This is a genomic window from Roseateles sp. P5_E4, assembly GCF_054049255.1.
The window spans coordinates 290,542-310,423 of the sequence record NZ_JBFUMS010000003.1; the positions used below are offsets into that span (position 1 = coordinate 290,542).

Genomic DNA, 19,882 nt, shown 5'->3' on the forward strand with positions numbered 1-19,882 from the left:
GGCGCGGCTCATGGGTCGGGAATCTAGCATGAATGGCTATTGATGCAAGCCACGTTCATCCGGCTCGTCGGTGCTGGTGGAGATGACGCTGACGGGCTTGCCCTTGGACTTGCGCCAGCCATAGATGACATACCCCGACAGGCCATAGACGCAGAAGACACCGAAGAGAACGCGCGATGGATCGAGTGCGGCAAGGCCGATGCCAAGCATGATCACAACCAACACGATGAAGGGCACGCTGCGCCGCCGGTCGAAGACTTTGAAGCTGTAGAACGGAGCGTTCGTCACCATCGAAAGCCCGGCGAACAAGGTGATGCCGTAAGCCACCCAGGCGACCCAACCGCCGGGCTGGACACCGGTGTACTCCTTGCGATCCACGACGGCCCAGATCAGACCCATCACGATCGCCGCTGCCGCGGGGCTTGGCAGCCCCTGGAAATAGCGCTTGTCCACCACGCCGATGTTGACGTTGAAGCGTGCCAGCCGCAGTGCAGCGCCGGCGATGTAGACGAAGGCCGGAATCCAGCCCGGCTTGCCCATGTCCTTGAGCGCCCACATGTAAACGATCAACGCCGGCGCGGCACCAAAGGCCACCATGTCGGACAGGCTGTCCATCTGCTCGCCGAAGGCTGACTGGGTATTGGTCATGCGTGCAACCCGGCCATCGAGACTATCGAGGATGGCAGCGGCAAAGATGGCAACACAGGCCACCTCGAAGCGGCCGTTCATGGCCATGACGATGGCATAGAAGGCGCTGAACAGCGCGCCCAGCGTGATCGCGTTGGGCAGAGCGTAGATGCCTTTGCGGCGAGGGCGGACGGCGAGGCTGGGCTCGTCGTCCTCGGTGGGCTCGGGAATCATGGGCGGCAGGATAGCTCAGGGGGCCCTGCTTCGGCATTCGCGAAGGCCTAGCATGCAGTGCGCATCCACTCCAACTCATGACCATGAAACTGATCGAGGTCCGCACCTACAAGCTCAACCCCGGCTGCGCCGAGCGCTTCGTCCCTGCGGTACAGGCTGCGCTGCCGCTGGTGCGAGCCAGCGGCATGGACGTCGTGGCCTTTGGGCGCTCGGACCATGAGCACGAGAGCTTCTTCCTGATCCGCGCGTTCGACAGCCGGGAACAACTGGTCGCGCAGCAGGACGCCTTCTATGGCTCGGCTGCCTGGCGAGAGGGGCCGCGTGCGGCACTAGTGGACTGCCTGGACGACTATCTGAACACGCTGCTTTGGCTGCCCGATGAAGCCGTCGAGGCGCTGCGAGCCCACAACGGCATGCCATGAGCACACTCGACCGCTTCATTCAGGCTCAGCAGGGTCATTACGAGCAGGCGCTGGCCGAGCTGAGGGCGGGCCGCAAGACCGGTCACTGGATCTGGTTCGTGCTGCCGCAGTTGCACGGGCTGGGGCGCTGCGCCATGGCGCATGAATACGGCATCGCAGGCCGCGCGGAAGCCGAGGCCTATCTCGCCCATCCGGTGCTGGGCGCGCGGCTGCGTGATTGTGTGCAAGCCATGCTGGCTCACGAGGGCAATTCGGCCGAGCGCATCCTGGGCGACGTGGACGCGATGAAGTTCAAATCCTGCCTGACCTTGTTCGAGGCGGTCGCGGGCGAGCCGGACCACCTGTTTGGGCGGACGCTGGAGAAGCTCTACAACGGGGAGCGGGATGGAGCGACGTTGAGGCTGCTTGCCGGCGGCACGCGGGTGTGATTCACGAGCCGTGATCCTCACATCGTGAGCTGCGGCCAGTCCCTGTTGCCGGCCCAGGCCTGGCTGGCGTCGAACGACTCCGGGCAGATGGCAAGGAAGTAGCCCTGCGTGAAAACGCCTGACTGCTCCTGCGCGACCGGATGATGCGGCACGTCGTCACCCGTGTAGCCCGTCGGTCCGCTGGCTGAGGCCTTGGTGCCGACCGGTGGTTTGGACTTCTGATAGTCCTCCATCACCACCTTCCCATTGTATTTTTCCGCGAACAGCCAGTGATGCATCGACCCATAGACGAATACCTGGAACTGGGTACCGTCGGGATACTTGCCCATCTGCGCCTGCATCTCGCCATCCAGCGCATAGATCTTGCTCTTCAACGGGTCGGTGTCGGCCACCCCGTCCTGGACGACTTTGTAGCGGATGCCATCGGTGCCAGCCTCCGCGTTGCGGCGCCTGGCCTCAGAAACCATCAGACCGCGCGTACCGCGCAGTTGCGCGTCCCCCGAGACGTCCTCGCCCGGCACCTCGTCCGAGGCCTTGGTCATGAAGTTCTTCAGGCTCTCCAGCCGCCACCAGATCTTTTCGTCCTGCATGGTCCCGTAATCGGCGATCAACGTTTCAAGTCGCCGCTGCACTTCGGCGTCCACAAGCTCCTTGTCCTGGGTCTTCCACGATTCATCCAGCCCCGCCCGGATGTCGGGGCCGAGCTTGTCGCGGATCATTGCGTGCACCAGCGCCGTCGTCGTCTGCCCCGTGATCGCACCCATCGTGCAGCACAGGCAGTTCGTTCCCGCATCGCCAGACCGCCCTGCCCCGAGTTCGTCTTCTGACTTTTTCGAGTTGGGGCCGGCCGAATTCAGGCCAGCGATCGGCCGCCTGGCACGCAGCATGGCCAGCGCCTCGGACCCCGGATTGCGCGGCGGCTCAAGCAGCACGGCGCGAGCCTTCCTGGTCTTGCCCTGAATCTCGTTTCTGTTCGCCACCAAGGGCCCGCGGCCGGTGAACGGCACCAGCGCGGGCAGCACGACAAACCGGGCGGTGACAGCCGTCAGGTCGCCACTTCGAGCGGTGAGCGTGACGCCCTGGGCCGCCTCGGTGAACTGCACCTGGGCATCGGCGATGCCGCGAGCAAAGGCGCTGGCCGGCAGCGTCACGTCGCCGGACAGCTTGCCGTCAGAGGACAGGACGACATCGGTGGCGACCGCCTCCATCGGCCCGCTTGCTCCCATCACCGTGACCGTGAGCCGCAGTGGCACGTTGGCTTCCGCGGCCACGACCCGGCCGCCACCACGTGCCTCGATCTTCAAGGACACGGCACCGGGCGCAACTATTTCATCGACGACGACCTCGGTGCTCTTGATCGACTCCAGCACCTCGCGCACAGCGGTCGTTTCAGGGAGCGACTTGTCCAAGATCAGGCACCTCCGCAATTGAACGTCGGCGCAGGCGCGCCTGCCATCACCAGCCTTCGTGACGGAAAGCAGCGAATCGGTTCCCCAACAAAAAAGGCCGGCGCCCCTCGGCACCGGCCTTTCAATCCGTTGAGAACGGGATGACGATCAGTTCTTCGCCTTGTCCACCAGCTTGTTGGCCTTGATCCAGGGCATCATTTCGCGCAGCTTCTCACCGACCTGCTCGATGGGGTGCTCGGCCGTCAGGCGGCGGCGGCTGATCAGCGTCGGAGCGCCGGCCTTGTTCTCGAGGATGAAGCTCTTGGCGTATTCGCCCGTCTGGATGTCCTTCAGGCACTGGCGCATCGCGTTCTTGGTGTCTTCGGTGACGACGCGCGGGCCGGTCACGTACTCACCGTACTCGGCGTTGTTCGAGATCGAGTAGTTCATGTTGGCGATGCCGCCTTCGTAGATCAGGTCCACGATGAGCTTGAGCTCGTGCAGGCATTCGAAGTAGGCCATCTCGGGGGCGTAGCCGGCTTCCGTCAGCGTCTCGAAGCCCGCCTTGATCAGTTCCACGGCGCCGCCGCACAGCACGGCCTGCTCGCCGAAGAGGTCGGTCTCGGTCTCTTCGCGGAAACTGGTCTGGATGATGCCGGCCTTGCCGCCACCGTTGGCTGCGGCATAGCTCAGGGCCAGGTCACGGGCCTTGCCGGTCTTGTCCTGGTAGATGGCGATCAGGTGAGGCACGCCGCCACCCTGGCGATACGTGTTGCGCACCGTATGGCCGGGGGCCTTGGGAGCGACCATCCAGACATCCAGGTCAGCGCGCGGCTGCACCTGGCCGTAGTGGACGTTGAAGCCGTGCGCGAAGGCCAGCGACGCGCCCTGCTTGATATTGGGCTCGACCTCGTTCTTGTAGACGTCGGCGATCTGCTCGTCGGGCAGCAGGATCATGACCACGTCGGCCGATTTCACGGCGTCGGCGATCTCGGCGACCTTGAGGCCCGCGCCTTCGGCCTTGGACCAGGACGCGCCGCTGCGGCGCAGCGCGACGGTGACCTTGCAGCCGCTGTCATTCAGGTTCTGCGCGTGGGCATGGCCTTGTGAGCCGTAGCCGATGATGGTGACGTTCTTGCCCTTGATGAGGCTGAGATCGGCGTCCTTGTCGTAGTAGACGTTCATGATGGGTCGCTCCAGGAAAAAACTGTGGTGTGTTGGGGTGAAGGCGGATCAGACGCGCAGGATGCGCTCGCCGCGGCCGATGCCGCTGGCGCCGGTGCGTACGGTTTCGAGGATGGACGCACGGTCGATCGCATCGATGAAGGCGTCGAGCTTGCCGGCGTCGCCGGTCAGCTCGATCGTGTAGGTCTTCTCGGTCACATCGATGACGCGGCCACGGAAGATGTCGGCGGTGCGCTTGATTTCCTCGCGCTCCTTGCCGACGGCGCGCACCTTGATGAGCATCAGCTCACGCTCGGTGTAGTTGCCTTCAGTCAGATCGACGACCTTGACGACCTCGATGAGGCGGTTCAGGTGCTTGGTGATCTGCTCGATGACCTCGTCGCTGCCCGTCGTCACGATGGTCATGCGCGAGAGGGATGGGTCCTCGGTCGGCGCGACGGTCAGGCTCTCGATGTTGTAGCCGCGGGCCGAGAACAGGCCGACGACGCGCGACAGCGCACCCGGCTCGTTCTCGATGAGCAAAGCAATGATGTGTTTCATGGGTTCTTCGTCCTTCGCGCTCTTCAGTGCCGCTGGCGGTAACCAGCGGACCTTGGCTGCGGGTTCGAGTGGAGTGGATCGCTGCGGGTGTCGGACTGCTTGCGCTTTTCAGCGGCAACCCCGACTGGCGCGGTAACGCCAGCCAGAGCTGCCGATTTCAGGCGCTCACAGGTCTTCCGATCCCAGCAGCATCTCGGAAATGCCCTTGCCCGCCTTGACCATGGGCCAGACGTTCTCGGTCGGATCGGTGCGGATGTCCAGGAAGACGGTACGGTCGGTCAGGCGCATCGCTTCCTTCAGCGCGGGCTCGACGTCGCTGGGCTTCTCGACCAGGATGCCGACGTGGCCATAGGCCTCGGCCAGCTTCACGAAGTCGGGCAGCGCGTCCATGTAGCTGTGCGAGTAGCGGCCGCCGTAGTCCAGCTGCTGCCACTGCCGCACCATGCCCAGGTAGCGGTTGTTCAGCGAGACGATCTTGACCGGCGTCTTGTACTGGAAGCAGGTCGACAGCTCCTGGATGCACATCTGGATGCTGCCTTCGCCGGTGATGCAGAACACATCCGACTCCGGCTTGGCCAGCTTGATGCCCATCGCATAGGGCAGGCCCACGCCCATGGTGCCCAGGCCGCCGGAGTTGATCCAGCGGCGCGGCTGGTCGAACTTGTAGTACTGCGCGGCCCACATCTGGTGCTGGCCGACGTCGCTGGTGATGTAGGTGTCGCGGTCGCGGGTCAGCTTCCACAGCGTGTCGACGACCATCTGCGGCTTGATGACCTCGTCCGAGCCCTTGTAGACCAGGCAGTCACGGCCGCGCCATTCATTGATCTGATTCCACCATGCGTTGACGGCGTCCGCATCCGGCTTGGCCTGCGCTTCCTTCAGCTGGGCGATCAGCTCCTGCAGCACGTCCTTCACGTCGCCGACAATGGGAATGTCGACGCGCACGCGCTTGGAGATCGACGAGGGGTCGATGTCCACGTGGATGATCTTGCGCTCGACCGAACCGAAGTGCTTGGGGTTGCCGATGACGCGGTCATCGAAGCGTGCGCCCACGGCCAGCAGCACGTCGCAGTGCTGCATGGTCATGTTGGCCTCGTACGTGCCGTGCATGCCCAGCATGCCCAGGAAGCGCGGGTCGGTGCCGGGCATGGCACCCAGGCCCATCAGCGTGTTCGTGCAGGGGAAGCCCAGCATGTCGACCAGTTGGCGCAGCTCCGCCGTGGCTTCACCCAGGATGACGCCGCCGCCCGTGTAGATGTAAGGGCGCTTGGCCTGCAGCAGCAGTTGGACCGCCTTGCGGATCTGGCCGCTATGGCCCTTCTTGACCGGGTTGTAGGAGCGCATTTCGATGCGGTCCGGATAGCTGAACGTCGTCTTCGCGAGCGACACGTCCTTCGGAATGTCCACGACGACCGGGCCGGGGCGGCCGGTACGGGCGATGTGGAAGGCCTTCTTCAGCGTCAGCGCCAGGTCGCGCACGTCCTTCACCAGGAAGTTGTGCTTGACGATGGGGCGCGTGATGCCGACCGTGTCGCACTCCTGAAAGGCATCCAGGCCGATCGCGGGCGTTGGCACTTGACCCGTGATGATGACCATCGGGATCGAGTCCATGTAGGCCGTCGCGATGCCGGTCACGGCATTCGTGACTCCTGGGCCCGAGGTGACCAGCGCCACACCGACTTCGCCGGTCGCCCGGGCAAAGCCGTCGGCGGCGTGTACGGCCGCCTGCTCGTGGCGCACCAGCACGTGCTGGATGCTTTCCTGCTTGTAGAGGGCGTCGTAGATGTAGAGCACCGCGCCGCCGGGGTAACCCCAGAGATGGCGCACCCCTTCGGCCTGCAGGCAGCGAACGAGGATCTCGGAGCCATTGAGCTCCGCGGTGGAATTGGGGGATTGGGAATTCGGCTGCGCCAGGGCGGCGCGCTTGATATCCGCGGCAGACATGTCCATTTTTAGAACCTTTGTGAATTTCTCTAACGAAAAACCATTGGTGTCCCTCTTCTCGCCCTCGTGAAGCGGATTTGGAACCTGCGCGATCAACAGATGGAGCCCCAGTCGGGCGGCCACTGAGAGACCATTGACTCTTTGTGCGAAGCAACATTATGCCGAGCAAAATCGTGTGAGCCTTCGTATCAGACGAATGCCATAATCCGAGCTGCCGCCCGGACCTGCCTCCCCGCCTTGGCCACCGACAAAGAACTCAACGATTTCCTGCGTACCGTCGACCGCCGCGCCTTCAAGCGCACGGCCTACGTGGTTCGAGACGACGATGCCGCCCTGGACATCGTCCAGGACGCCATGATCAAGCTGGCCGAGAACTATTTCGACCGCCCCGCGGCCGAGTTGCCGCTGCTGTTCCAGCGCATCCTGTCGAACGCGACGATGGACTACTTCCGTCGCCAGAAGACGCGCCGGGCCGTCATGACAAATATGTCGGAGTTCGAGGGCGGCGGCGATGGCGACGGTGATTTCGACCTGCTGGAGATCCTTGAAACCCAGGAAGGCGCCATGGGCGCCTTGAGCGCCGCGGATGAGGTCAGCCGGGCGCAGATCTTGCAGCGCATCGAGACGGAAGTCGAACAGCTGCCGACGCGTCAACGCGAAGCCTTCCTGCTGCGTTACTGGGAGGAACTGGATGTTGCAGAGACCGCGTCTGTGATGGGTTGCTCGGAAGGCAGTGTCAAAACTCACTGTTCCCGCGCCGTCCATTCGCTGGCGAAGTCGCTCAAGGCCAAGGGGATCACGCTATGAAGTCGCCGTCGAAATTTTCCACCTTCCCTGCCGACCTGGATGCTCGCGTCACGCGTTTTGGCCTGCGTGTCGCTGCTGGCCTGACCGAGCGCAACGCCACACTGCCGCATGACGTGTCCGAACGTCTGCGCTTCTCACGTGAGCAAGCCTTGGCCCGCGCCGCCCAGGCCCGCGCTGCGCGCACCTCGGTAAGCACGGCCAGCCCTGGGGTGGTGCAGATGGGTTCGACGCTGGCCCTGAGCGGCGGCCCGCGCGGTGCCGACGGCAACAACGGCCTATGGTCCAAGCTTGCGTCCGCCCTCCCGCTGCTGGCGCTGCTGGCCGGGCTGCTGTTGATGCAACAAGGCCAGATCCATGAACAGATCGTCGCCGCCGCTGAGGTGGACACGGCGCTGCTCAGCGACAACCTGCCGCCCTCCGCCTTCAGCGATCCGGGCTTCGCCGAATTCCTGAGAGACGGTCAAGAATGACCGGATGCCCATGAGCCGAGCCGCGCGGAGGCCTCCCGCCCCTCTCCGCCCGTTGATCGCCCTGCTGCTCACCGCAGCGGGGTTTTCTGCTTTTGCGCAGACACAAGACGCGGCTTCGGCGCCAGATGCCATTGCAGCAAGCGCGGCCATCTCCCCTCCCGCAGTTCGACCGGCAGCACCTGTCATGTCGCCGGTCTCCGCGCTGGCCGCCGCACCGACCTGGCAGGCACTGACGCCAGCGCAGCGCGACCTCCTCGCACCGCTGGCGAAGGACTGGGACAAGCTCGGCCCCAACCAGCGCAGCAAGTGGCTGAATGCGACGCCGCGTCTGGCCGTGCTGCCGCCTGCCGAACTCAACCGCCTGCATGAACGCATGCGTGACTGGGCCAATCTGACGCCGGGCGAGCGGGTCGATGCCCGCATCGGCTTCCAGGTGGCCAAACAGGTGGATTCCGAGCAGCGTCAGGCCAAGTGGGAGGCCTACCAGGCGCTGCCCCAGGAAAAACGCCAGGAGCTTGCCGACAAGGCCGTTGCGCGCCGTCAGGCCCAGACCAAGGCCGCCAGCCCGGTGGCCAAGCCGCTGACTGCGGTGCCCAAGTCCAATATCGTGCCCGCGGCGCCCAAGCTCGTCACGCCGACACCCGTGACGGGCAGTCTCATCCAGGCCAAGCCGGGTGCTACGACGGTCCTGATCACGCGCGGCCTCGTCCTGCCGGCCCACCACGCAGCGGGTGAGACCAAGGTGGTGGCCGATCCGGCCCTGGTGGACCCCAAGACGCTGCTGCCAAAATCGCTGAAGGCGCCACCCGCGTCCGTACCGCGCACATGACGGCGTTGGTCGACACGAACGCCGCGCCTGCGGGCCTGGCGAGACGTTTCGCGGCCTTTCTCTACGAAGGCGTACTGCTGTTCGGCGTGGTCTTCTTCGCCGGCTTCCTCTACTCGGTGCTGACGCGCCAGCAGCATGCGCTGGAGGGTCGCACGGGCATGGCGGTGAGCCTTTTCATCGTGCTGGGCCTGTACTTCGTCGGCTTCTGGACGCGCACGGGTCAGACGCTGGCAATGAAGACCTGGCATCTGCGCGTCACCGACGCCGCCGGCCGGCCGCTGCGCTGGGGCCGTGCGTTGCTGCGCTACTGCTTGAGCTGGCTCTGGTTCCTGCCGGCGCTGATCAGCGTCTGGGCGCTGGGCCTGCACGGCGGCGGCGCCATCATCGGCAGCCTGCTGGCCGGCATCGCCGGCTACCTGCTGATTGCACGCCTGCACCCGCAGCGACAATTCCTGCACGACGCCCTCTGCGGTTCGCGCGTCATCACCCAACTTCCCGTGCGCTCATGAGCGCAGCGCCGGGCCGTCCCAAGCAAACTCGCTCCCGCCTGGCGGGACAAGGCCGCAGGCCTAAGGGTGCCCCATGACCAACCCGCACAAGGGCCGGACCGGCCTGGACCGCATCATCCACGCCGCCGGCTATTCCTGGGCCGGTCTCAAGGCCGCCTACACCGGCGAGAGCGCCTTCCGCCAGGAAACCTGGCTCTGCATCATTGCCGCGCCGCTGGCGTTCTGGTTGGCCAACACCTGGGAGCAAGCGGCGCTGCTGCTGGGCTCGCTGCTGCTGCTGCTCATCGTCGAGTTGCTGAACTCCGCCATTGAAGCGGTCGTGGACCGTGTGTCCTTCGAGCGGCATGAACTGTCCAAGCGCGCCAAGGACATTGCCAGCGCCGCCGTGCTGATGGCGCTGGTGCTCGCTGGCGGCATCTGGGCCGCCGCCGTCTGGCAGCACCTGCGCTGAGGCAACGCAGCCCCACGCTCATTTCATGAGCTGCCCCCCCCGAGGGGGCGCGTCAGCGCCTTCGGACGGCCGGGCGGCACTGACATGCCACAGTCGGGCCATGCAGGCCCGCGGTTTCAAGCTGATCCCCAGCCACGTCGACGGCGTCGAGGTGGTCGTGGCCGACTCGGCATTGGCCTTCGGCCGCCACACGCATGACGAGTTCGGCATTGGCCTCATCGAGCGAGGCGCGCAGAAATCGGCCAGCGGGCGCGGTGTCGTCGAGGCTGGTGCGGGCGACCTGATCACGGTCAACCCCGGCGAGGTGCACGACGGCACGCCTTTTGATGCGAGCGGGCGGTGCTGGCGCATGCTCTATGTCGATCCGGCCCGGTTGCTGGATGCGGCAGCGGACATCGCGCCAGGTTCATCGTTTGAGTTCAAGGCGCCCGTCATTCGTGATGCCCTCATGACGGCACGCTTTCGCGCCCTGTTCAACGCGGTCACCACGGACGACGCGTTGCACTCCGACGCCGAACTGCTGACACTGACCGCGCGGCTTCTCAAGCCCTCGTCGGTAGAGCGCCCCGCCGTGAGCGCCGGCGTCACCGCCGCGCGCGAGCGCATTGACGACGATCCCGCTGCCGAACTGACGCTATCAGGCTTGGCCACCGACGCGGCGATGAGCCGCTACCAGTTCCTGCGCGCGTTCACACGGCTGACCGGCCTGCCACCGCACGCCTACCTGCTGCAGCGCCGCGTACAGCGCGCGCGCCGGCTGGTGCGCCAAGGCCTGTCGCTGGCAGAGGTCGCCGCGGCCAGCGGATTCGCGGACCAGAGCCATATGACGCGCTGCTTTGTGCGCAACTTCGGCTTGACGCCCGGGGCGTTGGCGCGCAGCCGCTGAAATTTCGTTCAAGACCCGCCGGCGGCATCCGCCGCAGCATGGCGCCTCTACCAAGGAGCGCACCATGAACCTCGAATTCCTGACCGTGTCCCTGCTCGTCGTCGCCTCCCCCGGTACCGGCGCGGCAGTGACCGTGGCCGCCGGCTTGTCGCGCGGCGCGCGCACGGCCGTCATTGCAGCCTTGGGCTGCACGCTGGGCGTCGTGCCCCACATGCTGGCGGCCATCACGGGCCTGGCGGCGCTGTTGCATGCCAGCAGCCTGGCCTTCGAGGCCGTGAAGTTCGCGGGCGTGGCCTATCTGCTCTACATCGCCTGGATGACCTGGCGCGAACAGGGGGTGCTGAAGATCGAGGCCGACGGCGCCAAGCGCTCGGATTGGGAGGTCATTCAGCACGCCGTGCTCGTGAACCTGCTCAACCCCAAACTCTCGATGTTCTTCCTGGCTTTCCTGCCGCAGTTCATCGCCCAGGACGAGGCGGCGCCGACGCTGGCGATGCTGCAGCTGTCGGCCATCTTCATGGCCATGACCTTTGCGGTCTTTGCGCTCTACGGCGCCTTCGCGGCGCGCATGCGCGAGCAGGTCCTGGGCAGCCGGACGGTGATGGCCTGGCTGCGGCGGAGTTTTGCGGCGACCTTCGTGGCCCTGGGCATCAAGCTCGCGCTGACGCAGCGCTGAGGTGCCACCGCATGGCGCCCGGCGCGCCAGGCCGCTATGCTGGACGAGCAGGTGGCGCTATGGCTGTTGGCCAGCAATGCGATGGCCGGCCTGCAACCCTCGGGCGGCGCCAAGGACATCTACTACGTCTTCGGGCTGACGCGCAGGCGCATGTCCCAGGCGGACTACCACGCCTTCGACGAGGCGCTCAAAGACTTGTGCCGGACGGGCCAGACGGCCGACCTGGTCAAGCCCTACGGCGTACGGCCTCGGCCTGCACGGCAGCGCCGGCGCGGCGTTAAGCGTCAGACGGCGGCTTCGTCCGTCTCGCCGGTACGGATGCGCACCACTTGCTCGACCGGCAGCACGAAGATCTTGCCGTCGCCGATCTTGCCGGTCTTGGCGGCCTTCAAGATGGCGTCGATGCAGCGGTCGACCTCGTCGTCCTTCACGACGACCTCGACCTTGACCTTGGGCAGGAAGTCGACGACGTATTCAGCGCCGCGATAGAGCTCGGTGTGCCCCTTCTGGCGGCCAAAACCCTTGACTTCGGTGACCGTCAGGCCCGACGCGCCTACTTCGGCCAGCGCCTCGCGCACTTCGTCGAGCTTGAAGGGTTTGATGATGGCGGTGATTTGCTTCATTGCGAGCGCTCCAGTTTGCGAGGTTCACCCAAGTTTACGCACGGAACCTGGAGGTGATGGGATATCTCCAGTCGCGACCAAAGCCGCGGTGGGTGATGCGGATGCCCACTGGCGCCTGGCGGCGCTTGTACTCGTTGATCTTGATCAACCGGGTGACGCGCTCGACGTCCTCCGGCTTGAAACCGGCGGCAACAATTTCGGCGATCGACTGATCCTGCTCCATGTAGCGGGCCAGGATGGCGTCCAGCACCGCGTAGGGCGGCAGGCTGTCCTCATCCTTCTGGTCGGGGCGCAGCTCGGCCGAGGGCGGGCGGGTGATGATGCGGTCGGGAATGATCTCGGGGCCTTGCGCATTGCGCCAGCGCGCCAGGCGGAACACCAGCGTCTTGGCGACGTCCTTGATGACGGCAAAGCCGCCCGCCATGTCGCCATAGAGCGTGCAGTAGCCGGTGGCCATCTCGCTCTTGTTGCCGGTCGTCAGCACGATGCTGCCGAACTTGTTGGACAGCGCCATCAGCAGCGTGCCGCGGATGCGGGCCTGGATGTTCTCCTCGGTGGCATCCAGCGGCAGGCCCTTGAACTCCTCGGCCAGCGTGGTGTTGAAGGCATCGAACATCGGCACGATGGACTTCTCGTCGTAGCGCACCCCCAGGCGCTCGGCCATGTCGCGAGCGTCGATCCAGGAGATGTCGGCCGTGTAGGGCGAAGGCATCATCACGGTGCGCACCTTGTCGGCACCCAACGCATCCACAGCGATGGCCAGCACCAGGGCCGAGTCAATGCCCCCCGACAAGCCGATCAGCGCGCCCGGGAAGCCGTTCTTGCCGAGGTAGTCGCGCACGCCGGTCACCAGGGCCTGCCAGACCTGGGCCTCGTACTCCGGCACCGGAATGATGTCGCCACGCAGCCGGCCGCCGTCCAGCTCGATGATGGCCAGCGCCTCCTCGAACATCGGCGCACGGGCCGCCACGCTGCCATCGGCCTGCACCGCAAAGGACGCGCCATCGAAGACCATCTCGTCCTGCCCGCCCACGAGGTGGGCGTAGAGCAGCGGCAGGCCCACGGCGCGGGCGCGCTCGGCCATGTGGGCCTCGCGCTCCTCGACCTTGCCGATGTGGAAGGGCGAGGCGTTGATGACGCACAGCAGTTCGGCTCCGGCCGCCTTGGCGGCAGCGGCGGGCTCCTCGAACCAGGCGTCCTCGCAGATCAGCAGGCCCACGCGGTGGCCCCTGACGTCGACGACGACAGCGCCAAGCCCGGCATCTCTGCCGGAGTAGAAATAACGCCGCTCGTCGAAGACCTGGTAGTTGGGCAGCTCGCGCTTGGCGTAGCTGGCGATGACCTGGCCGCCCGCGAGCACCGAGGCGACGTTCAGGCAGGGCGGCAGCGACCAGCTGCGCTCCCGCACCGCCCCACCCTCGCGCTCGCGCGGGTGGCCAACCACGACATGTAGCCCTTCGCAGCCCGCCAGCTCAGCCGCGATGCGCTGCAACTGCTCGTCGCAGGCCTCCAGAAATGCCGGGCGCAGCAGCAGGTCCTCGGGCGGATAGCCGCACAGCGCCAACTCGGGCGTGACGAGCAGATCAACCCCAGCCGTGTGCGCCGCGCGCGCTTGGGCAATGATGCGGTCCGCGTTGCCCACCAGATCGCCGACGACGACATTGATCTGGGCCAGGGCAATCTTCAAGGGCGAGGGCATGGGCGACAGCGATTCAGAACACGAGAGCAGCATTGTCATTCGGGTCGACGCTTCGCCCGAGGCCTTGCCGCAAGACCGTTGGGATGCCCTGCTTTCTGCCCAGGCGCGGCCGACGCCCTTCATGCGCCTAGCCTATCTGCGCGCCCTGCATGCCAGCGGCAGCGCCGTCGCCGGCACGGGCTGGCAGCCGCAGTTCGTTTCGCTGTGGCGGGGCGAGGAGCTGCTGGCGGCCTGCCCGGCCTATCTGAAGACCCACAGCTATGGCGAATACGTCTTCGACTGGGCCTGGGCCGACGCCTACCAGCGCCATGGGCTGAGCTACTACCCCAAGCTGCTGGTGGCCGTGCCCTTCACGCCCGTGCCGGGCAGCCGGCTCTTGGCCGTGGACGATGAAGCACGGGCACTGCTGGCGCAGGCGCTGCGGGCCCTGGCCAGGGAGACTGAGGCGTCGTCCCTGCACGTGCTGTTCGGCGATGAGGCTGACCAGGCGGCGCTTTCAGCAGCCGGCTGCATGGCAAGGGCTGGCGTGCAGTTCCATTGGACGGCCGAGGGCGACGCCGACTTCACTGCTTTTCTCGCGCGCCTGCAGCGCGACAAGCGCAAGAAGATCCAGCAGGAGCAGCGCCGCGTGCGCGAAGCGGGTGTCCTGTTCGAGGCAAACGCCGGCAACGCTATCAGCGTCGAGGACTGGGACTTCTTCTACCGCTGCTACCAGCAGACCTACCGCGAACACCACAGCACGCCCTATCTGAGCCGCGACTTCTTTGCCCGCATGGCCCGCGACATGCCCGAGCACTGGTTGATGTTCACGGCCCGCCGGGACGGCGAACGCGTTGCGACATCCCTGATCGCGCTGGACCCCGAACGCCGCACCGCCTTCGGCCGTTACTGGGGCGCCGTCGAGCACATCCCCAACCTGCATTTCGACGCCTGCTATTACCAGCCGCTGGCCTGGTGCATAGACAACGGCTACCGGCGCTTCGAGGGTGGCGCCCAGGGCGAGCACAAGATGGCGCGCGGGCTGATGCCCACGCCCACGGCGTCCAGCCACTGGCTGGCCCACCCCTCCTTTGCCGATGCCGTCAATGATTTCCTGGCACGCGAGGGCGAGGCGATGGCGGGCTATATCGACGAGCTGGGCGAGCACCAACCGTTCAAGTCAGTGCCTTGAACCCGGCAATGGCCGATCTCAGGGTCGAGCCCCTCCGCCCAGCCGGCGCCTGGCCACCCGCCCCACCACCAGCAGGCCCGCCAGCAGCATCGCGTAGCTCTCGGGCTCGGGTACGGCGGCGGTGAAGTTCAGGTTCAGCGCGTTGCCGGAGGCCGACATGGTCCAGTGGCCGCCCATCAGCGAATTGGTGAAACCGCTGCCGTCGATGCTGAACTCTTTGGCCGAGAAGCCCAGGATGCCGCCGCTCGCATAGGCCAGCGTGTAGCTGTGATTGTGCTGGGCGTCGAAACCGGCCAGCAGCCCCGTGCTGCCGTTCGCCAGCAGCGACTTCAACGTGACGGTGAAGGGGTTGGCCTCGCTGGCGTTCAGGCTCAGCGTGCCACCGACGCTCAGCAGGTCGTAGCCCACGCCGGCAGCGCCGTTGGCATCGGCGATCTCCCACAGATAGCTGGCGCCCTCGGCGAAGCTCGCCTTGCCCGCCACGCTCAGCTGGCCCGGCGAGTTGCCCGGGGCGAGCTTGCCGGCCAGCGCCAGGCTACGCAGTGCGCCACTGCCGCCGAGCGTGGCGCCGGCGTCAACGCTGAAGGCGCTGCTCAGGGACGAGCCGTTGAGCGTCAGTTCGCCGGCCTGCACCCGGGTCGTGCCGGTGTAGGTGTTGATGCCACTGAGCACCTGGGTGCCCGTGCCCTCCTTGACGAAGTTGCCGGTGGATTCGCTGTTCGCCAGCACGCCGGAAAAGTGGCCCGACCCATTGCCCACGCCAAAGGTGAAGGCGGAGTAGCCGGAGCCGCCATAGCCGGACTTGATGCGGCCGGCGCCGCTGAGCGCATCGACGCGGACATTGGCCTCGTCGCCATCGAAGACGGCATTGGCGGCCACGTTCAGTCGGCTCTGGTTGCGGGTCCAGTCCTCATTGGCGTGGGAGCCGCCGACCAGAGTGCCGGCCTGCACGTCGATCAGGCTGCCGCTGCCCATTGCAAAAGTCGCCTTGCCCTGCTGCCAGGTCGCCACGCCGGCGCCGGTCTTGCGCAGGGTGCCCTTGCCAGAGAACAGCGTGTCGGCGGCATTGGCGCGGGTGCCGCTGGCCACATTGAGCTCCACCGTGGCGGTCGGTGATGTGATGAAGAACTCAGCGGAGCGGGTGCTGTTTTGCAGCAGCAGCACGCCGCTTTGTACCTGGGTCTGGCCGGTGTAGGTGTTGGCCGCGCCCAGCGTCAGCACACCCGCGCTCTGCTTGACGAGAACGCCCGTGCCGTCGATCGCGCCAGCGAAGCTGATGTTGTCGCTGCGGGCGAAGCTCAGCGTGCCGTTGTTGGTGACCAGCGCGGTGGCCAGAGAGCCGGTGATGCCGCCGTTGCCGATCTGCACCATGCCGCCGTTGATGGTCAGGCGGCCGGTGAAGGTGTTGGCGCCGGTCAGCCCCTGGAAGCCCGTTCCTTCCTTGACGAAGTTGCCGGAGCCCCCCAGCACGCCGGAGAAAACGTCCGAGCCATTGGCCACGCCCATCGTGAACGCGCTGTAGCCCGCGCCGTTGAAACCGGATTTGATGGTGCCCGCGCCGCTGAGGGAGTCCACGCGGACATTGGCTTCCACACCTTCAAAAGTAGCGCCAGCAGCCACATTCAGCCGGCTCTTGTTGGCGCTCCAGTCCTCGTTGCCATAGGACCCCCCGACCAGGGTGCCGCCCTGCACGTCGATGGTGCTGAACTCGTCCAGCGCGAACACGGCTTTGGACCCGGTCCAAACCGCCATGCCGGCGCCGGTCTTTCTCAGCGTGGCGGCGCTGCCGGCGAATTTCACGTCCACTGCGCCGTCGCGCGTGCCCTGATTCACCTGCAACTCCAGCACCGTACTGCCGCTGAGGTTGAAGGCGCTTGAACGCGATGCGCCCTCCTGCACCAACCAGCCGGCCTCGACGTTGGTGGCGCCGGTGTAGCTCTGGTTGCCGCTCAGCCGCAGAATGCCGGCGCCCTGCTGGTGCAGGCTGCCGCTGCCGGAGATGACGCCCTGATAGCCGATGTCGCCGCTGCGCGCAAACACCAGGGCACCGTTGTTGACGATGCTGCGGGTGGCCAGCGAGCCGCGCACACCGCCTTCGCCCACACGCACGGTGCCGGCCTCGATGCTCAGGGTGCCGGTAAAGCTGTTGTTGCCAAGGAGGGTCTGGGTGCCGCTGCCGACCTTGGTGAAGTTGCCGATCTGGCCTTGGGCGGTGTCGGTGTCGGCCAGCACCCCTTCGAAGGAACCCGAGCCGTTGGCCACGCCGAAGGTAAAACTGCGGTAGCCGGCACCTTGGTAACCCGATTGAATGAGCCCCTCGCCGCTCAGGGCGTCGACCCGCACATTCGCCTCCACCCCACGAAAGGTCGCGTAAGTGCCGACGCGCAGTTGGGACTGGTTGGCGGTCCAGTCGTCGTTGCCGAAGGAGCCGCCCACCAGGGTGCCCAACTGCACATCGATCAGGCCGCCGGCGCCCATCGCAAAGCTGGCGGCGCTTCCCTGCCAGATCGCCTGACCCCCGCCGACGATGCTCAGCACGCCGCTGCCGGTGAAGCGGGTGTCGCTGGTGAACGCGCGCGTGCCACTGTTCAGGTTCAGCTCCAGCACGCCACTGGTGCCGATGTCGAACTGGCGGGACAGGGTGGTCGAACTCAGCCGCAGCGTACCGCCGTCGATGATGGTGGAGCCGGTGTAAAGGCCGGCTGCGCTCAGGTTCACCGTACCGGGCCCCGTCTTCCACACGCTGCCTTCACCACTGATCCGGTTCAAATGCTCCTGGTTGCCGGCGAGATTGAAGACGAGCTTGCCCCCTGGGCCCAGTGTGCTGTCACCGTTGAGCTGGCCATCGCTGCCACCTTGGCCGATCTGAAGCGTGCCCTGGATGTTCAGCGTGCCTGTACCGGGCGCCAGCCACAGGAAGCCGCTGTTGATCTGTGTGTAGCCGGCGGCAATGCCCAGCGAGCCATACACATTGAGCCTGCTGCCGGCCAGCAGATTGAAGCTGCCGGCCTCGGCTGCACCCAGCACCAGGTTGCCGTGAAGCTCCAGCGTGTTGCCGTTGTTGAGGGTGCCACCGGCGGAGTCCATGACAAAGCCTGACCCCAGGGACAGGCTGCCCTGGTTGTCGATCACGCCGTGGTTGCTGAGCTTGCCGGCGACTGATAGCGTGCCGCGGTTGCTGATGAGGCTGTCGCCGTAGCCGGGCGAGGCCTTCTCATTGGACAGCGTAGCGCCGGCGAGCACGTTGACCACCGCGTCGCGCTCGATCTCGATCTGCGCGCCGCCGCTGTTGTCAATGCGGCCGCCAGCCATCACAAGGACCGAGGAGCTCCTGTCGAACAGGGCTCGCGCATGGTCGCCATTGTCGATGCGGCTGCCGGCATCGCTGATTTCGGTGCGACTGCCGGCTGCGAAGGTGGCCAGGACGCCGCGCCCCCGGTTGCTCAGCATCGACCCACCGCGGTAGGCGGTGGTGCCGGTGACCACCAGGTCGTCAATGCTGGTGGGGTTGCCCTCCAGCGTGAGGCTGGTGCGCACGCCGCTGAGCGTGGTCGAGCCCGAATAGACCTTCAGCGTGTCGCGGCTGATGTTGGAGTTGCTCTCGTACAGGCAGTTGTTCAGCCCGGTGTCGCCCAGGCTGAGGCCCACCGCTTTGACCTCGAAGCCGCAGCCGTAGTGGCCACGCAGGTCTTGGTCCAGGTCGGCGCTCAGCGAGGTCTGGATGCTGGCGTCGCCGAGGAAGTAGTTGCGCCCCACCAGCTTGCCGGGGGTGCCGGCAAAACGCAGCTTGATGTCGCTGCCCAGAGCAAAGCTGACCTTGCCGTCCAGATGGTCGATGAAGGACTCGGCGCCGCCGGCGCCGGTGATGACCTCTTGCACCGGCTGATCGAACACCAGCTTGACGAACACCGGCGCGGTGGGCGCGAAGTCGAAGTTCATGCCCATGGACGGGCCGGCATTCACGCTGAGGAAATTGGTCTCGAGGCTGAAGCCTTTTTCGGAGCCCCTGAAGCGCAGCGGGTTGGCGACGCCGTACAGGGGCGGCAGCATGGCCCCCAGCTCCCAGCCGCCACGCAGCACCTCGTTGCCGCAATGCAGGGCGCCGCCCGTCAGCGCCGAACAGTTACCGGCCTTGACGGTGTCGAGCATGAAGGTGTTGGTGCTGCCGATCAGGAAATCCTGGCCCAGGGCCGGCACCGCCACCGGCTTGCCCAGGACCGTCAGCATGGCGCTCGCGGCGCTGTCGAAGTTGAGCAGCGAGAACTTGCCCGGGTTCACCCCGAACTCGAAGCTGGTGCTGGTGCAATCGACAAAGCAGCCCTGCACCGCGACCTTGGCATCGAAATTGAACAGACCGGACACGGAGGCCTGCACGCTGGGCAGATAGGGCGTCAGGGTGGCCGCCGCTTTCAGGGTGTCGCGGGCTTTGACGATGAAGTTCTGCCCCTTGGTAAAACTGTCGGGCAGGGTCAGCACGGGGTTGAAGCTCTGGCTGAAATCCATCGATCCACCCCGCGCGCTGGCCGAGAACTCCAGCCCGATCCGGCCCGAGCTTTGCATGCTGGCCGCGACGCCGTAGCGGCCCAGGTACGTGTTGAAGATCGGGTCGTAAACGTTGGTGAAGCCGCCGAAGTTGAACAACTCCTGCGCGGCGACACCCGCATAGGTGCCCCAGCTGGTCTGCAGCGCATAGCTCGCGGTGGCCGTGCCGCCGGCATTGCCCCACAGGCTCTGGCCCGTGGCGCTGAAGCTGACCTGGTCGCTGAGGGTGGTGCCTTGGGCCGCCAGGCCCGGCATCAGGCCCAGGCCGATCAGCAGGCTCAGCCGCGACAGCGCCGGCATCACGCGGACGGTGTGCGGGTGGCGGGCAGGCTGGGTCTTGCCGGGCTGGCGTGTCTTCATGGTGGCTCTCCCTGATAGCGGTGCAGCGTGACTTTCTCCGCACTCTGGCCAACCCACCTTTGCCAAACCGCAGAAAACCTGTGCTGGTTCG

At 66.0% G+C, this 19,882-nt stretch carries 18 protein-coding genes; 10 read left to right on the forward strand and 8 right to left on the reverse strand.

Features of this window, described 5'->3' with window-relative positions:
• Window positions 1-36: 36 nt before the first annotated feature.
• Window positions 37-861 carry a CDP-diacylglycerol--serine O-phosphatidyltransferase gene (pssA, locus tag ACXJLH_RS08375; protein WP_056198267.1) on the reverse strand — a complete coding sequence of 275 codons (825 nt, stop codon included), beginning with the start codon at window positions 859-861 and terminating at the stop codon, window positions 37-39.
• A 77-nt stretch (window positions 862-938) separates the two neighbouring features.
• Between pssA and ACXJLH_RS08380 the strand changes: the two genes are divergently transcribed.
• Both ACXJLH_RS08380 and ACXJLH_RS08385 read left to right on the forward strand, forming a co-directional pair.
• On the forward strand, window positions 939-1,283 hold the full coding sequence (locus tag ACXJLH_RS08380) for an NIPSNAP family protein (RefSeq protein WP_457443403.1): 345 nt from the start codon (window positions 939-941) through the stop codon (window positions 1,281-1,283).
• Complete coding sequence (locus tag ACXJLH_RS08385) at window positions 1,280-1,711, forward strand: DUF1810 domain-containing protein (protein ID WP_457443405.1); 432 nt, start codon at window positions 1,280-1,282, stop codon at window positions 1,709-1,711. The genes ACXJLH_RS08380 and ACXJLH_RS08385 overlap by 4 nt, the downstream gene beginning before the upstream one ends.
• A gap of 17 nt (window positions 1,712-1,728) precedes the next feature.
• On the opposite strand, the gene ACXJLH_RS08390 is transcribed toward ACXJLH_RS08385, so the two are convergent.
• From ACXJLH_RS08390 to ACXJLH_RS08405, 4 genes are all read right to left on the reverse strand, one after another.
• Window positions 1,729-3,120, reverse strand: a complete 1,392-nt coding sequence (locus tag ACXJLH_RS08390; RefSeq protein WP_457443407.1) for a hypothetical protein — start codon at window positions 3,118-3,120, stop codon at window positions 1,729-1,731.
• Between the two features lie 147 nt (window positions 3,121-3,267).
• Window positions 3,268-4,284: a ketol-acid reductoisomerase gene (gene ilvC / locus ACXJLH_RS08395; RefSeq protein WP_056198273.1), complete on the reverse strand. Its 1,017-nt coding sequence runs from the start codon at window positions 4,282-4,284 to the stop codon at window positions 3,268-3,270.
• Window positions 4,285-4,332: 48 nt separating this feature from the next.
• Window positions 4,333-4,824, reverse strand: a complete 492-nt coding sequence (gene ilvN, locus ACXJLH_RS08400; protein WP_056198275.1) for an acetolactate synthase small subunit — start codon at window positions 4,822-4,824, stop codon at window positions 4,333-4,335.
• A gap of 165 nt (window positions 4,825-4,989) precedes the next feature.
• Window positions 4,990-6,774 (reverse strand): acetolactate synthase 3 catalytic subunit, encoded by a 1,785-nt coding sequence (locus ACXJLH_RS08405; protein WP_457349610.1) that lies wholly within the window; start codon window positions 6,772-6,774, stop codon window positions 4,990-4,992.
• Between the two features lie 231 nt (window positions 6,775-7,005).
• On the opposite strand from ACXJLH_RS08405, the gene ACXJLH_RS08410 reads away from it, so the two are divergent.
• From ACXJLH_RS08410 to ACXJLH_RS08440, 7 genes are all read left to right on the forward strand, one after another.
• Window positions 7,006-7,575: an RNA polymerase sigma factor gene (locus ACXJLH_RS08410; RefSeq protein WP_056198279.1), complete on the forward strand. Its 570-nt coding sequence runs from the start codon at window positions 7,006-7,008 to the stop codon at window positions 7,573-7,575.
• Entirely contained in the window at window positions 7,572-8,045 is a 474-nt protein-coding gene (locus ACXJLH_RS08415) for a DUF3619 family protein (protein ID WP_457443409.1), read from the forward strand. The genes ACXJLH_RS08410 and ACXJLH_RS08415 overlap by 4 nt, the downstream gene beginning before the upstream one ends.
• A gap of 184 nt (window positions 8,046-8,229) precedes the next feature.
• The gene (locus ACXJLH_RS08420) at window positions 8,230-8,874 is read left to right on the forward strand and encodes a DUF3106 domain-containing protein (RefSeq protein ID WP_056198281.1); all 645 of its coding nucleotides are present in this window, start codon (window positions 8,230-8,232) and stop codon (window positions 8,872-8,874) included.
• Entirely contained in the window at window positions 8,871-9,383 is a 513-nt protein-coding gene (locus ACXJLH_RS08425) for an RDD family protein (protein WP_457349608.1), read from the forward strand. Before ACXJLH_RS08420 ends, ACXJLH_RS08425 begins: the two co-directional genes overlap by 4 nt.
• A 73-nt stretch (window positions 9,384-9,456) precedes the next feature.
• The gene (locus ACXJLH_RS08430; RefSeq protein WP_056198286.1) at window positions 9,457-9,834 is read left to right on the forward strand and encodes a diacylglycerol kinase; all 378 of its coding nucleotides are present in this window, start codon (window positions 9,457-9,459) and stop codon (window positions 9,832-9,834) included.
• 100 nt (window positions 9,835-9,934) lie between these two features.
• Complete coding sequence (locus ACXJLH_RS08435; RefSeq protein ID WP_457443411.1) at window positions 9,935-10,720, forward strand: AraC family ligand binding domain-containing protein; 786 nt, start codon at window positions 9,935-9,937, stop codon at window positions 10,718-10,720.
• A 64-nt stretch (window positions 10,721-10,784) separates the two neighbouring features.
• Window positions 10,785-11,396 carry a LysE family translocator gene (locus ACXJLH_RS08440; protein WP_457443413.1) on the forward strand — a complete coding sequence of 204 codons (612 nt, stop codon included), beginning with the start codon at window positions 10,785-10,787 and terminating at the stop codon, window positions 11,394-11,396.
• A gap of 284 nt (window positions 11,397-11,680) precedes the next feature.
• Here the strand turns inward: ACXJLH_RS08440 and ACXJLH_RS08445 are convergent, their stop codons facing one another.
• Window positions 11,681-12,019 (reverse strand): P-II family nitrogen regulator, encoded by a 339-nt coding sequence (locus ACXJLH_RS08445; protein WP_056198291.1) that lies wholly within the window; start codon window positions 12,017-12,019, stop codon window positions 11,681-11,683.
• Between the two features lie 34 nt (window positions 12,020-12,053).
• Window positions 12,054-13,718, reverse strand: coding sequence for an NAD+ synthase (locus tag ACXJLH_RS08450; RefSeq protein WP_457443415.1), 1,665 nt, complete (start codon window positions 13,716-13,718; stop codon window positions 12,054-12,056).
• On the opposite strand from ACXJLH_RS08450, the gene ACXJLH_RS08455 reads away from it, so the two are divergent.
• A complete protein-coding gene (locus ACXJLH_RS08455) occupies window positions 13,717-14,889 on the forward strand; it encodes a GNAT family N-acetyltransferase (protein WP_457443417.1) in 1,173 nt (390 codons plus the stop codon). The genes ACXJLH_RS08450 and ACXJLH_RS08455 overlap by 2 nt on opposite strands.
• 18 nt (window positions 14,890-14,907) lie before the next feature.
• Here the strand turns inward: ACXJLH_RS08455 and ACXJLH_RS08460 are convergent, their stop codons facing one another.
• The gene (locus ACXJLH_RS08460; RefSeq protein ID WP_457443419.1) at window positions 14,908-19,791 is read right to left on the reverse strand and encodes an autotransporter-associated beta strand repeat-containing protein; all 4,884 of its coding nucleotides are present in this window, start codon (window positions 19,789-19,791) and stop codon (window positions 14,908-14,910) included.
• Between the last annotated feature and the right edge of the window lie 91 nt (window positions 19,792-19,882).